This window comes from Sandarakinorhabdus rubra (assembly GCF_010994245.1).
Lineage (GTDB): Bacteria > Pseudomonadota > Alphaproteobacteria > Sphingomonadales > Sphingomonadaceae > Sandarakinorhabdus > Sandarakinorhabdus rubra.
On the sequence record NZ_WMHO01000042.1, the window covers coordinates 1 to 14,966 of the forward strand.

Genomic DNA, 14,966 nt, shown 5'->3' on the forward strand with positions numbered 1-14,966 from the left:
GCTCGCAACCGCGCCGCAGCGGCTGGACGCGACAGAGGTGGCGCAGGGGCCGGGCGATCCGGCGCGGGGCGCGCGCCTCTTCCATGCCGGCGGCTGCGCCTCCTGCCATGCCGCAAAGGGGGCCAAGGGCGCCGACCGGCTTAAGCTGGGCGGCGGCGCGCTGCTGGTCACGCCGTTCGGAAGCTTCCAGCCGCCCAACATCTCGCCGGGCCCGGCCGGCATCGGCGGCTGGAGCCTGGCCGAGTTCGACAATGCAATGCGCCGCGGCGTGGCGCCCGATGGCCGCCATTATTACCCGGCCTTCCCCTACACCAGCTATGCGCGGATGCGTGGGAGCGACGTGGCTGACCTGTTCGCCTTTCTGAACAGCCTGCCCGCCGTGGCTGGCAATCCGCCGCCCGGCACTGTCCCCTTCCCATTCAGCATCCGGCGCGGCATCGGCCTGTGGAAATGGCTGTATCTGGACCCCACGCCAGTGGTGGCGTTGCCGGCCAATGCCCCGGCGATGGTGCGTGAAGGCCAATATCTCGTGGAGGGCCCCGGCCACTGCGGCGAGTGCCACACGCCGCGTGGGTCGCTGGGCGGGCCAGACCGGGCGCGCTGGCTGGCCGGCGCCATCGACGCGGAAGGCAAGGGCAAGGTCCCCAATATCACGCCGGGCAAACTCACGTGGAATGCCGGCGAGATCGCCGACTATCTCAAGACCGGCTTCACGCCCGATTATGACAGTGTTGGCGGCACCATGGTGGAGGTGCAGGCCAACATGGCCGAGCTGTCCGATGCCGACCGCGCCGCCATCGGCGCCTATCTGAAGGCGGTGCCGGCGGTAAGATGAGCATTGTCAGGGCGGTCAGCGACAATTTGGTTATGGCTCAAATTTGCGCGTCCCGCCCCTTGGCCGCGACCTGTCTTGTCTCTATATGGCACCACCAAGAGGGCGCTGTCCTGCCCTGTGCAGGCGCAACGAAGGAAGAAGTTGATGCAGATGCTTGGGCTTGAGGCCGGCTTCGGGTCGGCCGGCGGCGTGCGCGCCCGGTTGCGCCGCTCGGCCGCGCTGCTGGCCGTGCTGGTCGCCGCCCCCTCCACCGCCGAAACGCTGCAGAGCGCGCTCGCCAAGGCCTATCAGACCAACCCGACGCTGAACGCCGCGCGCGCCAACCAGATGGCGACCGACGAGAATGTGCCGATCCAGCGCGCCGCTGGCCTGCCCAATGTCCAGATCAACTCCACGTTCAACGAGAATGTGCTGATCCCCGGCGGCCAGTTCGTCATCATCCCGCGCACCCTGCAGACGCAGGGCCAGTTGAACGTTCCCATCTACCAGGGCGGGCTGGTGAAGAACGGCGTCAAGGCTGCCGATGCCCGCGTTGCGGCCGGCGAGGAGACGCTGCGCGCCACCGAGGCCAGCGTCTTCAGCCAGGTTGTCGCTGCCTACAACGACGTGCTGCGCGACACCCAGATCGTCGCCTTCAACCGCGCCAACGTGAGCAACCTCGAAGTCAATCTGCGCGCCACGCAGGACCGTTTCGAGGTTGGCGATCTCACCCGCACCGACGTCGCCCAATCCGAAGCGCGGCTGTCCCAGGCCCGCGCCGATTTGCGGAACGCCGAAGCCAACCTGATCGCGTCTAAGGAACGCTATATCCAGCAGGTCGGCGAGCCGCCGGCCGATCTCAGCCAGCCGCCGCCACTGCCCAACCTGCCGGAGTCTGTGGAGCAGGCGGCGGAGATCGCCATCAAGGAAAACCCCGACATCGCCGCCGCCACCAAGACCAGCGAGGCCGCCGGCTATGACGTGAAGGCCGCCCGCGCCGGCCGCCTGCCGACGCTCAGCGCCTTCGGCAGTTTCAATCGCAACGACAACTTTGGCGGCGCCCGCGCGGCGGTGCCGATCAACATCCCGGCTGCCCAGGAATCCGCCGTGATCGGCGCGCAGGTGACGCTGCCGCTCTATCAGGGCGGCCGTCCTGCGGCGCAGATCCGTCAGAACCAGGCACGGCTGACCGCCGCGATGGAAAACCAGATCGCCACCGAACGCAGCGTCATCCAGCAGGTGCGTGCCGCCTACGCCAGCTGGAAGGCCAGCCTCGACGTGATCACCTCCGCCGAAGCCGCGATCGCTGCCAACAGCCTTTCCCTCGAAGGCGTGCGGGCCGAGAACAGCGTCGGCAACCGCACCATCATCGAAGTGCTGAACGCCGAGCAGGAGCTGATCAACAGCCGCGTGGCGCTGGCCACGGCACGGCGCAACGCCTATGTCGCCGGCTTCACGCTGCTGGCCGCAATGGGCAGCGCCGAGGCGCGCGATCTCGATCTGCAGGGGCTGACGCTCTATGACCCCAAGGCCAACTACAAGAAGGCGCGGGGCAGCTATTTCGACTGGTCTGGCCGCGACACGCCGGCGGTGCGCTCCACCCGCACGGTGAACACCCCGGCCCAGAACGCCGCCACCGCGATTGCCGATCAGGACACGGCGGTCACCGCACCGCAGTAGCAGGCGGAGGGGCCGGCAAGGTGACGGGCCGGATGGCGCCTGATAACGTGCCGGAATGGGGATCGATTTCTGGGACGGCGTGCTGCGCGGGGGCACCATGGTGCTGCTGGCGCTGCTGGCGTGCAATTTCGCAAGGGGCTGGCGCGCCTCGCTGACCGCACGGCTCGGCACGCTGTTGTGCGCGGCGGCGCTGGGTTACCTCTTCCTGCCGGCAATGCCCGTTTCTGCACTGGCGGCATGGTGGCGGGTGCCGCTGCACCTCGCCGGGATGGCCTGTCCGGCGCTGTTCTGGCTGTTTGCCGCGAGCTGGTTTGACGACGGGTTCGAGCTGCGCCCGGTCCACACGCTGGCCGTGGTCGGGCTGGTCGGTGCTGGCGCCATCAGCAGCTACCTGGGCTTTCCCGGCCAATGGCCGCGGCCGTTGATGGCCCTGTTCTGGCCGCTGCCCAGCCTGCTGTTCTGTGCCCTCGGCGTCATCGTTGCCCTGCGCGGTCGCGACGATGATCTGGTGGAGCTGCGCCGGCGGGCGCGCCTGATGCTGGCCGTCGCGATCGGGCTTGCCATCATGGTGGTGGTGGCCGCCGAACTGGCGGCACCAGGCTGGCCACCGCCGGGCGCGTGGCGGCTGATCAATTCCGCCACGCTGCTGCTGCTCACCGTGACCGTGGCCTCCACGCTGTTCGGCTGGCGCGATGCCAGCCTGCTGATCCCGCCCGCCAAGCCGGCAAAGGGCGCAGCAGTTGCACCCGAAGTCGACAATTCGCAACTGCTGGCCCGGCTGTCGGCCCTGATGCGCCAGGAGCGTCTGTACCGGCAGGACGGATTGACCATCACCGCCGTGGCCGCCCGATTGGGGGTGCCGGAGTATCGCCTGCGCCGTGCCATCAACCAGGGGCTTGGCGCGCGCAACTTCAACGCCTGGCTGAACGAGTTCCGCATCGCCGAGACCAAGGCGGCACTGGCCGACCCGGACCAGCGCGACGTGCCGATCCTGACCATTGCGCTCGATGCCGGATTCGGCAGCCTGGCCCCCTTCAACCGGGCGTTTCGCGCCGAAACTGGCTGCACACCAAGCGAATATCGGAGCCGCCAACGGGCTGACTGATCGAATCTGCAAGTTCGACCAGTCGAAATCTGAAACACGCCGCGCCAACGCTGCCACGAACGTCGATCAGCAGGGCTCAACCGAAAGGAAGACGCCATGACTGCTCAACCGCTTTCCCTCCTCGATGCCGCCCTCCGTGTATTTCCCGACGTCTTCCTGTTCGATGGCGGGCGCTATGTGGTGGCAACACTGCTGATGACCGCGATCGTCGCGCTGGTGCTGCGATCACCGTGGCGGGTGCGCCGCCTCCAGAGCCGCAGTGCTGCCATGGCCGATCGCCAGCGCGAGCTGCTGGCATCATTGCGCAGCGTGATCATCTACGCGCTGGTGGCCACGCCGGCGCTGTGGCTCAGGGCCAATGGCTTTGGCGGCGGCTTTCACGAAGGCGAGCCGTCAATTGCCGGAACCTTGGCCTGGGTTGGTGTGCTGCTGGTTGCGCATGACACATGGTTCTACTGGATGCACCGTACGCTCCACCACCGCCGGCTGTTCCGCCACTGTCACGCCCTGCACCACAAGTCGGTGACGCCAACACCCTTCGCCGCCTACAGCTTCAACGCCCTGGAAGCGATGTTCGAAGCCCTGTTCGTGTCGTTGTGGGTGACGATCGTGCCAACGCCCTTCACGCCCATGTTCATCTTCCTGGGCATCATGATCATCCGCAACGTGATGGGCCACAGCGGCGTGGAGCTGATGCCGAAGGGCTTTGCCGATCACTGGTTCTGGGGGCTGTTTGCCACCACCACCCATCATGATCTGCATCACAACGGCAGCTTCAACCACAATTTCGGCCTGTATTTCACGGTGTGGGACCGGCTGATGGGCACCGAGCACCCGCGCTATCGCGAGATCTTCCGCGAGGTGACCAGCCGGCCGCCAGCGAGGCGCGAAGCGATCGCGGCCTAGGGCGCCGGGATGGTGCGCGGCGCGGCGCGGTCCTTCACGAAGAAGGCCAGGAAGCGCGCCGGCCGCGTGGTGCTGGCATTGCGGCCAACCGTGTGGACGTCGCCCGGGTCTTCCGAGAAGGTCTGGCCCACGCCCAGCGTCTGTTCCGGCTTGCCCGCCACCTGCATCACGATGCTGCCTTCCAGCACATAGACGACGACGTGCGCGTTATGGCGGTGCGCCGGGCTGGCGCCGCCGGGTGGCAGCACCACTTCGACCAGCGCGATCTCCTTGCCCGGCAGGTCGGCCAGCGGCTTCTCGAACAGCGGCGGTGGCGGCGGGCTCTGGGCAGCCGCGCCCGCAGCCATCAGGGCAATGCCAGACAGCAGGATCCGCATGGCGTCGTCTCCCTCGAATGTCAGGCGCGGACCAAGGTGCCGGCGCCCTTGCGCGTGAAGATCTCCAATAGCAGGGCGTGCGGAATCCGGCCATCCATGATCACCGCCGCATCCACGCCGGCGTTCACGGCGGCCACGCAGGTTTCCAGCTTGGGGATCATGCCGCCGGTGATGGTACCATCGGCCACCAGGCCCGAAATGGCGGCCGGCGTCAGGTCTGTCATCAGCGTGCCGCCCTTGTCGAGCACGCCGGCAACATCGGTCAGCAGGAACAGGCGGGCGGCGCCCAGCGCGCCGGCGATGGCGCCGGCCATCGTGTCGGCATTGATGTTGTAGGTGTGGCCATCGGCCCCAACCGCCACCGGCGCGATCACCGGCACGATGCCGGCCGCCACCAGCGTGTCGATGATGCTGCGGTCAACATGCGCCGGCTCCCCCACGAAACCGAGGTCCACCACCTCCTCGATCAGGCTGCCCGGGTCCTTCGTCGTGCGCTCGACCTTGGCCGCCGTGACCAGCCCGGCATCCTTGCCGCTGATGCCCACCGCGCGGCCGCCGGCCTGGGCGATATGGGCGACGATTTCCTTGTTGATGCTGCCGGCGAGTACCATCTCGGCGACTTCTGCCGTGGCGGCATCGGTGACACGCAGGCCATCGACAAAGCGGCTCTCGATCCCCAGCCGCTTCAGCAGGCTGCCGATCTGCGGGCCGCCACCGTGGACGACCACCGGGTTGATGCCCACCGCCTTCAACAGCACGACATCCTCGGCAAAATCGCGGGCGCGTTCGGCATCGCCCATGGCGTGGCCGCCATATTTGACCACGAAGGTCTTGCCGGCATAGCGCTGCAGATAGGGCAGCGCCTCGATCAGCGTCTCCGTCTTGGCCAGGCTGTCGGGATGCGGGGCGTGCGCGCTCATGTCTTCAACCTTCACCGGGTCGGGACCGGCTCGGCGCCGGTGTAGTCATAAAATCCGCGGCCCGACTTGCGGCCCAGCCAGCCGGCCTCGACATACTTCACCAGCAGCGGCGCCGGGCGATATTTGGGATCGCCTGTGCCCTCCTGCATCACGCGCATGATGCTGAGCAGCGTGTCGAGACCGACGAAATCGGCAAGCGTCAGCGGCCCCATTGGGTGGTTGGCGCCCAGCTTCAACCCGGTGTCGATGTCGGTGACGCTGCCCACCCCGTCGCCTAGCGCGAAGATCGCCTCGTTCAGCATCGGGCACAGCACGCGGTTGACGATGAAGGCCGGCGCGTCCCCGGCGAGGATCGCCGTCTTGCCCAGCCGTGCGGCAAAGCCCTGCATGGCGGCGGTGGTTTGCGGTGACGTGGCGAGGCCGGGGATGATCTCCACCAATGCCATGAGGGGCACGGGATTGAAGAAGTGCAGTCCGCAGAAACGATCCGCGCGCCCGGTGGCGGCGGCAAGGCGGGTGATGGAGATGGAGCTGGTGTTGCTGGCCAGCAGCGCCTCGGGCTTCAGCAGCGTGGCCATGCCCTGGAAGATCTGGATCTTCACCGCCTCGTTCTCGGTGGCGGCTTCGATCACCAGGTCGGCACTGGCAAAATCGGCGGCCATGGTCGTCAGACTGATGCGGGCCAGCGCGGCATCGGCTGCATCCTGGGTCAGGACGGCCTTGCCCACCTGGCGGGCCAGGTTCTTCGCAATGGTGGCGCGGGCCGCCTCGCAGCGCTCCATCGCCACGTCCGACAGGACCACGTCATAACCGGCCTGTGCGGCCACGTGCGCGATGCCATTGCCCATCAGGCCTGCACCGATCACCCCGATGGTCTGCATTGCGCTTCCCCAGCCTTGAACTTCAGAACCGGCAGCGCGATAGCAGGCCCATGCAGCGACTGGAAGGCAAGACCGCACTCGTCACCGGCGCGGCCCGCGGCATCGGTGAGGCCATCGCCCGCCGTTTTGCCGCGGAAGGCGCCCGTGTGTGGGTGACCGACATCAACCCCGATGGCGAAGCCGTGGCGCTGAGCATCGGCGGCCGCTTCGTGGCTCTAGACGTCGCCGACGAGGCAGCGTGGGACAAGGTGATGGCGCAAGTCGGCGCGCTCGACATCCTCGTCAACAACGCCGGCATCACCGGATTCGAGGGTGCGCCCGTGCCGCATGATCCCGAACACGCCAGCCTGGCCGACTGGCGCGCCGTCCACGCGGTCAACCTCGATGGCACGTTCCTCGGCTGCCGCGCCGCGATCCGGGCGATGCGGGCAAGAGCGAAGGGCAGCATCATCAACATCTCGTCGCGCTCCGGTATTGTCGGCATCCCGGCGGCGGCGGCCTATGCCAGTTCCAAGGCGGCGGTGCGCAATCACACGAAATCCGTGGCGCTGTGGTGCGCGCAGCAGGGCCTCGCCATCCGCTGCAACTCCATCCACCCGGCTGCGATCATGTCGCCGATGTGGGAACCGATGCTGGGCACCACGCCAGAGGAGCGGGACGCCGCGATCAAGGCCTTCGTGGCCGACACGCCCTTGAGGCGCTTTGGCACGGCCGACGAAGTCGCAGCCATGGCGGCCTATCTGGCCAGCGATGAAAGTGCCTATGTGACCGGCAGCGAATTTCATATCGATGGCGGCATATTGGCGGGATCGGCAGCCTCACCAGAATAATGGGCCAGTCCTACCGAATTGATGGGGTATAGTGCCGAAACCATGCTACAAGCAGGGCGTTGGAATGCTTTCAGAGAGCAATGCCCGACATGGCCGGTTTTGGCCTCAAGAGGATAAGCTCATGAACATATTCAACCGTATCTTGATTCTCGGCGCTGCATCACTTGCTCTTGCTGCCTGTTCACAGGCCACCAAGGAAGAAACCAGCGAAGCCGCCAATTCCGCCGCCGCCGACACCGCTGCCAACACCGAGAAGGCTGGCGATGCAATCGAAACCGCTGGCGACAAGGCCGGCGCTGCCATCGACGAGGCCGGCGACAAGGCCGCCGTTGCCGCCAGTGACGCCAAGCAGAACACCGGCGAAGCGCTGGAAGAAGCCGGCAAGGACATGCAGAAGCCGAACTGACGGCGCCGCACTGACGAGCAGGGGCAGCCCGGCCAGCCGGCCAGGCTGCCCCTAGCTGCGTCAGTTCACCTTGCGCTCGCGCCCGGCCCACCACGGCTCGCGCAGGTCCTTCTTCAGGATCTTGCCGCTGGGGTTGCGCGGCAGCACGTCGATGAAGTCCACTGATTTGGGCACCTTGTAGCCAGCGATGCGCGCGCGGGCGAAGGCGATGAGTTCCTCGGGCGTCACCTCGGCCTTCTTCACCACGATGGCCTTGACCGCTTCGCCCCACTTGTCGTCGGGCACGCCGATCACCGCGCAATCGGCCACGGCCGGATGCTCGTGCAGGGCGTTCTCCACCTCGGCCGGGTAGATGTTCTCAGCCCCCGACACGATCATGTCCTTCACCCGGTCGTGGATGTAGAGATAGCCGTCTGCATCCAGATAGCCGGCGTCCCCGCTGTGATACCAGCCGTCGATCAGGGCCTTGGCAGTGGCCTCCGGCTTGTTGTGATAGCCGGTCATGTTGCCGGGCGAACTGATCAAGATCTCCCCGACCGCGCCGGGAGGCAGATCATTGCCATGGTCATCGACGATGCGGATGCGGTCGCCAGGATAGGGCTTGCCACAGCTGCGCATGCGGTCGTTTCCGGCCGGATCATGGTCTTCGGGCGGCAGCCAGGTGACACTGGCCGATGTCTCGGTGGCGCCATAGACCTGCACGAACAGCGCGCGCGGGAAGGCCACGATCGACCGGCGCAGCACATCCAGCGGAATCGGCGAAGCCCCATAATAGAGTTCCCTGACACTGCTCAGATCAGCTGGAGCGGTTTCCAGATACTGGCAGATGGCCAGCATCACTGCCGGCACCAGCACCAGGCGCGTGATGCGCTGCTGGGCAATGGCGGTCACAATGGTGGCAATGTCAGGGCGCGGCAGGATCACCGAAGGGGCGCCGCGCGCCATGCCCATCAGCAGCCACAGCGAACCACTGACATGAAACACCGGCATGGCCACCAGCGAGACATCGTCATCCTGCCACGGCGCCAGGGCCGTGCCTTCCAACCGGTCCGGCTTGGCGAGCGCGGACAGCAGCTGGCGATGCGACAGCAGCGCACCCTTGGGAAAGCCGGTGGTGCCGCTGGTGTACATCTGAATGGCGATATCGTCGGGGCCGGCAGCGATGGGCACATCGTCGGGCGCGTGGCCCATGACGAAATCCGCAAAGGCGGGGCGCCCATCATGCGGCGCATCGAGCAGCAGCACGCTGGCCAGCCCGGTTGTGGCCTGCGCCTCGGTCACCAGCGGCAGGAAGGCAGTTTCCGAAACCAGCACATTGATGCCGGCATCGCCCAGCACATAGGCGATCTCGCGCGCCACCAGCCGGGCGTTGATCGCCACCATCACCACGCCCATGCGAAAACAGGCGCACATCAGCGTGACATATTCGATGTGATTGAGCGCCAGCCAGCCAACCCGGTCACCCTTCCTGACGCCCAGCGCCTTCAGCGCCGTCACCGCCCGCCGTTCGCGGTCGTGCAGATCGGCAAAGCTCCAGCTGGCCCCATCGGCGCGCACGGCGGTCCTGCCGGGCCTCGTCGCCGCAAAATGTGGCACGATATCGGCCAGCGTCTCGAACATGGCGTTCCCCTCTTCCCCGGTCGCGATACTGCCGCGCGTCAGCCCATTTTGCCACTCTCCATTGCAGGCGGCCGGGCCAATCTGTAAGGCCTTCCGCCCATGGCCAATACCACCCTCGCGCTCGTCAACATCTTCATCATGATCACCCAGGTGCTGATCTGGGGTCTGGTGGCGTGGGCGATCGCCAGCTGGCTGGTGGCGTTCAACGTGGTCAACACCCGCAACCGCTTCGTCAGCGCCATTCTCGATGCGCTTGATCGCATCTATGCGCCGATGGTGGCGCCGATCCGCCGCTTCCTGCCGGATTTCGGCGGCATCGACCTGTCGCCGCTGGTGCTGTGGCTGCTGCTCGCCGGCCTGCAGCAACTGGTGCCGGCGCTGGTGATGGATTCGGGCCTGCTGCTGGGATGAGCGCGGTCCTCATCGACGGCAAGGCCCGCGCCGCCGCCTTGCGCAGAGACGTGGCGGCCGGGGTGGAAGCGTTCGTGGCGGCGCACGGTCGCGCACCCGGCCTCACCGTCGTGCTGGTCGGCGATGATCCGGCCAGCGCCGTCTATGTCGGTTCCAAGGGCAAGGCCACGCGGGAAGCCGGCATGATCTCCGGCGAATATCGCCTCCCCGCCGCCACGCCGGAGGCGGAACTGCTGGCGCTCATCGCCGCGCTCAATGCCGATCCGGCTGTCGATGGCATTCTGGTCCAGATGCCGCTGCCCCGGCATATCGACAGCGACCGGGTGATCGCCGCGATCGACCCGGCCAAGGATGTCGACGGCCTGCACCCGGTCAACACCGGGCTGCTGGTGAGCGGCCGCAAGGGGCTGGTGCCCTGCACCCCATCGGGCTGCCTGATGCTGATCGAGGAGGCAATCGGCACCATCGCCGGCGCCGAGGCGCTGGTGATCGGCCGCTCCATCCTGGTGGGCAAGCCGATGGCCGCCCTGCTGCTCAACCGCAGCGCCACGGTGACGGTGGCCCACAGCCGCACCCGCGATCTGGCTGCCCACGTGGCGCGCGCCGACATCGTGGTCGCCGCTGTCGGCATTCCCGGCATGGTGAAGGGCGAATGGATCAAGCCCGGGGCCTGCGTGATCGATGTCGGCATCAACCGCGTGGCGCTGCCCGATGGCAAGACCCGGCTGGTCGGCGACGTTGATTTCGATGGCGCGGTGAAGCGCGCCGGCCGGATCACGCCGGTGCCGGGCGGGGTCGGCCCGATGACCATCGCCTGCCTGCTCGCCAACACGCTGAAGGCGGCGACGGCACGGACATGACGGGCATCGCTCTCGACGGGCCGCTGGTCCAGCTGTTCATTTCCGCGTTCGTCACGCTGTTCGTGGTCATCGATCCGCCGGGCTGCGTGCCGATCTTCTCCAGCCTCACCGCCGGCACCTCGGCTGGCCACCGGGTGACGATGGCGGTCAGGTCAAGCCTGATCGCCGGGGCGGTGCTGATCGCCTTTGCGCTGGGCGGCGAGGCCTTCCTGTCGGCGCTGGGCATCACGCTGCCGGCCTTCAAGATCGCCGGCGGCGTCATGGTGTTCCTGATCGCCATCGACATGGTGTTCGAAAAGCGCACGCAGCGCCGCGAAAACCGCGCCGAGGAAGTAAAGTCGGCCGCCGACGCCGCCGGCAAGCCGCTGGAGGAAGAGGATATCTCGGTCTTCCCGATGGCCATCCCGATGCTGGCCGGGCCGGGCTCCATCGCATCGGTGATGCTGCTGTCGGCGCGGACCGGCGGGGACATCGCCAGCGAGGCGGTGGTGCTGGCGGCCTTGCTCGCAGTGCTGGTGCTCACCTTCCTGTCGCTGCTGGCGGCCGGGCCGCTGATGCGACTGATGGGCGCCAAGTTCGAAGGCGCCCTCACCCGCCTGCTCGGCGTTGTGCTGGCAGCGCTCGCGGCGCAGTTCGTGGTTGACGGCATCCGGCAATCGTTCAACCTCTGAGGCAAATCAGGGGAGACAAGAACATGCCATCTGCACTCATCATCGGCGCGTCGCGCGGGCTTGGCCTTGGCCTTGTGAAGGAGTGGCAGAGCCGCGGCTTCGAGGTGGTGGCAACGCGGCGCGGACCGGCGCCCGAGCTTGAGGCCACCGGCGCCGAACTGCACCTGCTCGACATGGGCGATACCAAGGCGGTGGCGGCACTGGCCGCCACGCTGGAGCCGCGCCGATTCGACGTTGTTCTGATCAATGCCGGGGTGAAGGGACCGGAGGGCACGGTGCACGACATGCCGCATCACGTCCACGGCAACGACAGCTGGAGCGGGCTGTTCTGGACCAACGCGCTCGCCCCGGTGCGCGCCGCCCGCCATCTTGAGCCCTTGGTGGCGGCAGGCGGCGTGCTCGCTTTCATGACCTCGATCATGGGCAGCGTGGCGCTTCGCACCTATGCCTTTGGCGATCTCTACAGCGCGTCCAAGGCGGCGCTCAACAGCCTGACGCGCGGCTTTGCCGCCGAACACCCGACACGCACCATCATCAACCTTCACCCCGGCTGGGTGAAGACGGACATGGGCGGGCAGCAGGCGCCGGTGGAGATCCCCGACAGCTGCCGCGGCATGGCCGACGTGTTGGCCAGGGCCGCCGGCACGCCGGGGCAGTTCTATCTCGACTATGAGGGCAAGACCCTGCCCTGGTGATGCAGGCTACGCCGCTGCGCGCCTGCCGCGCCAATATGCCAGCGCGCGCGCCAACCCATCACAGGCGAGGAAGATCAGCATCGTCGAGATGACATAGCGGTAGCGCAGCAGCGAATAGGTCATGATGTAGGGCAGGACCGGCAGCAGCACGGCCGCCGCGATATAATAATAATGCCAGCGCCGCCGCCACAGCATGACCAGCAGCGTGACGAGCGCGATGGCCGAGGTCAGCGCGAAGAACATCGGGCGTGCCGCCGCGCCGCGCCCGGCCCGCCCCCAGCGTTCGAAATGCCATTGCGGCGGCGCATAGAAATCCCGCAGATTCTCGAGCCGCAGGCGGCGTACAGCATCGGGGTGGCGCTCCACCCAGTCAGCCGCCTCGGCCGCAAGGCGGCGGTTGTAGGCCACCTCGCCCAGCCGCATATACTCCGCGCGGGCGCCCTCGCCGGTCAGCGGGCTGATCTCGTCAAAGCGCTTCCGGTAGGCGCTGCCCCGATCCATGGTCAGCACGCCATCGTGATAGGCAACGGCGCGCGAGATCCCCAGCCCGGTCCGCAACAGCACGAAGGACCCGAGCTCGCGCTGGTTGCGCAGGCCCCACGGCACCAGCACCAGCGCCAGCACCAGCAGCGTGGCGCCAACCGGCACCGGCCAGCGTGTCCAGCGGATCCGGCGCAGCAGCAGGACCCCAATCATGCCGCTGCTCGCCAGCCCGGCTGACGGATTGATCAAGCCAATGAGGCCATTGGCGATGCCAAGCCGCACCAGGCTGCCGGTGTCGATCCGGTCCTGCTGGTCAAGCCGCATCAGCCACAGCAGCATCGCGGCGATGGCGACGGCGGCCTGGCCGGCCTCCCACGAGCGCAGGTCGCGCATCTCGACGCTGAACTGCAGCGGCAGCAGGCATACCGCCGCCAGCGCCGCCAGCAGGCCCGTGGTGGGCGCACCCGCATGGCTGAACACGCGGAACACCAGCCAGAAACTGAGCAGCACCGTCGCCAGCGCGATCAGCGAGAGGATCAGCATGGCGAGGGGCGAGCCGACCCCGAAGAGCGTGTAGGCCAGTGCCGTCAGAAGCGGGGTTGTGGGCGCCAGGTGGGCGGTGGGCCCGGTGCCGGCGCCGAACGCATCCGCAAAGCGACCCGTGGTGGCCAGCGCGACGGCGATATTGTCGCTTTCACTGACAGTCTGCGTGAGCTTGCCGACCAGGAACAGCCAAACGAGGCGCAGTACGGCCGCCGCCGCCAGCAGTCCGGCGACCAGCCGCTGGGTGGTCAACACCGTGCTGCCCGGAAACCGGGGCCTCGCCAATGGCGTCGGGCTCCGGTCCGGCGCCACGTCAGCGGCCGTCCCGCCGCCCCAGCAGCCGCAGACGCAGTGCGTTCAGCCTGATGAAGCCGGCGGCATCGCGTTGGTCATAGGCGCCGCGGTCATCCTCGAAGGTGACGATTCCGGCCGAATAGAGGCTGTGCGGCGACTTCCGGCCCACCACACCGACATTGCCCTTGTAGAGCTTCAGCCGCACCGTGCCGGTGACCTTTTCCTGGCTGTGATCGATGGCGGCCTGCAGCATCTCGCGCTCGGGCGCGAACCAGAAGCCGTTGTAGATGAGCTCGGCATATTTCGGCATCAGCTCATCCTTCAGATGCGCGGCGCCGCGATCGAGCGTGATCTGCTCGATGCCTCGGTGCGCGATGTGGAGGATGGTGCCGCCCGGCGTTTCGTACATGCCGCGCGACTTCATGCCGACGAAGCGGTTTTCCAGCAGGTCGAGCCGGCCGATGCCGTGGCGCTTGCCCAGATCGTTCAGCTTGGCCAGCAGCGTCGCCGGGCTCAGCGCTTCGCCATTCACCGCCACCGCATCGCCGCGTTCGAAATCGATGGTGATATATTCCGGCGTGTCAGGCGCCGCTTCCGGGTGGTCAGTGCGGCTGTAGACATAGTCCGGCACCTCCTCCCACGGGTCTTCCAGCACCTTGCCCTCGCTGGAGGTGTGGAGGAGGTTGGCGTCAGTGGAGAACGGGCTTTCGCCGCGCTTGTCCTTGGCAACCGGGATCTGGTGCTGTTCGGCAAAGGCGATCAGCGCCTCGCGGCTGTTCAGCGACCATTCGCGCCACGGCGCGATGATGCGGATATCGGGCGACAGCGCATAATAGCCCAGCTCGAAACGCACCTGGTCGTTGCCCTTGCCGGTGGCGCCATGGGAGACGGCATCGGCGCCAACCATCTTGGCGATCTCGATCTGGCGCTTGGCAATCAGCGGCCGCGCGATCGAGGTGCCGAGCAGATAGAGCCCCTCATAGAGCGCGTTGGCGCGCATCATCGGGAAGACGAAGTCCCGCACGAACTCCTCGCGCAGATCGTCGATGAAGATGTTTTCCGGCTTGATGCCGAGCAGCAACGCCTTGGCGCGCGCCGGCTCCAGTTCCTCGCCCTGGCCCAGATCGGCAGTGAAGGTGACGACCTCGCAGCCATATTCGGTCTGCAGCCACTTCAAGATCACACTGGTGTCGAGCCCGCCCGAATAGGCCAACACCACCTTCTTCACCGCCGTCATGTCATTCCCCTGTTCGCGCGATTCGCCTGCACGGCTTTTGGGGCGGCGGCGCAGCCCCTGCAACCGTGCTGGCGCGCAAATTGTCGGGGAAACCGGGCGATCAGAAGACGTCGGCGGCCGGGCTCCAGGCGATGGGCGGCGCAGTCACCGTGGGCGTGGGCTTCGACGGCGGCACCGGGGCCAAGCGGGCCAAGCGCCCCACGCCCCAGGCGCCCACCGCCATGGCGGCAAGG

16 protein-coding genes are annotated in these 14,966 nt (G+C 67.3%); 10 read left to right on the forward strand and 6 right to left on the reverse strand.

What is annotated here, in order from left to right:
• The 4 genes from GJV64_RS04305 to GJV64_RS04320 all read left to right on the forward strand — a co-directional run.
• A partial coding sequence (locus GJV64_RS04305) for a cytochrome c (RefSeq protein WP_164156048.1) occupies window positions 1-835 on the forward strand: 835 nt, incomplete at its 5' end.
• A 144-nt stretch (window positions 836-979) separates the two neighbouring features.
• Window positions 980-2,494: a TolC family outer membrane protein gene (locus GJV64_RS04310; protein ID WP_235927593.1), complete on the forward strand. Its 1,515-nt coding sequence runs from the start codon at window positions 980-982 to the stop codon at window positions 2,492-2,494.
• 55 nt (window positions 2,495-2,549) lie between these two features.
• Window positions 2,550-3,599 carry a helix-turn-helix domain-containing protein gene (locus GJV64_RS04315; RefSeq protein WP_164156049.1) on the forward strand — a complete coding sequence of 350 codons (1,050 nt, stop codon included), beginning with the start codon at window positions 2,550-2,552 and terminating at the stop codon, window positions 3,597-3,599.
• A 96-nt stretch (window positions 3,600-3,695) separates the two neighbouring features.
• Window positions 3,696-4,505, forward strand: a complete 810-nt coding sequence (locus GJV64_RS04320; protein WP_164156050.1) for a sterol desaturase family protein — start codon at window positions 3,696-3,698, stop codon at window positions 4,503-4,505.
• Here the strand turns inward: GJV64_RS04320 and GJV64_RS04325 are convergent.
• From GJV64_RS04325 to GJV64_RS04335, 3 genes are read right to left on the reverse strand one after another with little or no spacing between them, the layout of a single operon-like run.
• Window positions 4,502-4,882: a cupin domain-containing protein gene (locus GJV64_RS04325; protein WP_164156051.1), complete on the reverse strand. Its 381-nt coding sequence runs from the start codon at window positions 4,880-4,882 to the stop codon at window positions 4,502-4,504. The genes GJV64_RS04320 and GJV64_RS04325 overlap by 4 nt on opposite strands.
• 20 nt (window positions 4,883-4,902) lie before the next feature.
• Window positions 4,903-5,802, reverse strand: a complete 900-nt coding sequence (gene argB, locus GJV64_RS04330) for an acetylglutamate kinase (protein ID WP_164156052.1) — start codon at window positions 5,800-5,802, stop codon at window positions 4,903-4,905.
• Between the two features lie 11 nt (window positions 5,803-5,813).
• Complete coding sequence (locus GJV64_RS04335) at window positions 5,814-6,683, reverse strand: 3-hydroxybutyryl-CoA dehydrogenase (protein WP_164156053.1); 870 nt, start codon at window positions 6,681-6,683, stop codon at window positions 5,814-5,816.
• Window positions 6,684-6,733: 50 nt separating this feature from the next.
• Between GJV64_RS04335 and GJV64_RS04340 the strand changes: the two genes are divergently transcribed.
• The gene (locus GJV64_RS04340; protein WP_164156054.1) at window positions 6,734-7,513 is read left to right on the forward strand and encodes an SDR family oxidoreductase; all 780 of its coding nucleotides are present in this window, start codon (window positions 6,734-6,736) and stop codon (window positions 7,511-7,513) included.
• 64 nt (window positions 7,514-7,577) lie between these two features.
• Window positions 7,578-7,919: a hypothetical protein gene (locus GJV64_RS04345; protein WP_164156055.1), complete on the forward strand. Its 342-nt coding sequence runs from the start codon at window positions 7,578-7,580 to the stop codon at window positions 7,917-7,919.
• A 60-nt stretch (window positions 7,920-7,979) separates the two neighbouring features.
• On the opposite strand, the gene GJV64_RS04350 is transcribed toward GJV64_RS04345, so the two are convergent.
• Window positions 7,980-9,539, reverse strand: coding sequence for a long-chain-fatty-acid--CoA ligase (locus GJV64_RS04350; RefSeq protein ID WP_164156056.1), 1,560 nt, complete (start codon window positions 9,537-9,539; stop codon window positions 7,980-7,982).
• A 99-nt stretch (window positions 9,540-9,638) separates the two neighbouring features.
• Here GJV64_RS04350 and GJV64_RS04355 point away from each other — a divergent pair, with 99 nt between their 5' ends.
• The 4 genes from GJV64_RS04355 to GJV64_RS04370 are packed head-to-tail and all read left to right on the forward strand — an operon-like array spanning window position 9,639 to window position 12,176.
• Window positions 9,639-9,950, forward strand: coding sequence for a YggT family protein (locus GJV64_RS04355; protein WP_164156057.1), 312 nt, complete (start codon window positions 9,639-9,641; stop codon window positions 9,948-9,950).
• On the forward strand, window positions 9,947-10,810 hold the full coding sequence (gene folD, locus GJV64_RS04360; RefSeq protein ID WP_164156058.1) for a bifunctional methylenetetrahydrofolate dehydrogenase/methenyltetrahydrofolate cyclohydrolase FolD: 864 nt from the start codon (window positions 9,947-9,949) through the stop codon (window positions 10,808-10,810). Before GJV64_RS04355 ends, folD begins: the two co-directional genes overlap by 4 nt.
• 23 nt (window positions 10,811-10,833) lie before the next feature.
• Complete coding sequence (locus GJV64_RS04365; RefSeq protein WP_164156063.1) at window positions 10,834-11,481, forward strand: MarC family protein; 648 nt, start codon at window positions 10,834-10,836, stop codon at window positions 11,479-11,481.
• 23 nt (window positions 11,482-11,504) lie between these two features.
• A complete protein-coding gene (locus tag GJV64_RS04370) occupies window positions 11,505-12,176 on the forward strand; it encodes an SDR family NAD(P)-dependent oxidoreductase (protein ID WP_164156059.1) in 672 nt (223 codons plus the stop codon).
• A 6-nt stretch (window positions 12,177-12,182) separates the two neighbouring features.
• Here GJV64_RS04370 and GJV64_RS04375 read toward each other — a convergent pair whose 3' ends face one another.
• The gene (locus GJV64_RS04375) at window positions 12,183-13,457 is read right to left on the reverse strand and encodes a hypothetical protein (RefSeq protein WP_164156060.1); all 1,275 of its coding nucleotides are present in this window, start codon (window positions 13,455-13,457) and stop codon (window positions 12,183-12,185) included.
• A 58-nt stretch (window positions 13,458-13,515) separates the two neighbouring features.
• Window positions 13,516-14,733 (reverse strand): argininosuccinate synthase, encoded by a 1,218-nt coding sequence (locus GJV64_RS04380; RefSeq protein WP_164156061.1) that lies wholly within the window; start codon window positions 14,731-14,733, stop codon window positions 13,516-13,518.
• Between the last annotated feature and the right edge of the window lie 233 nt (window positions 14,734-14,966).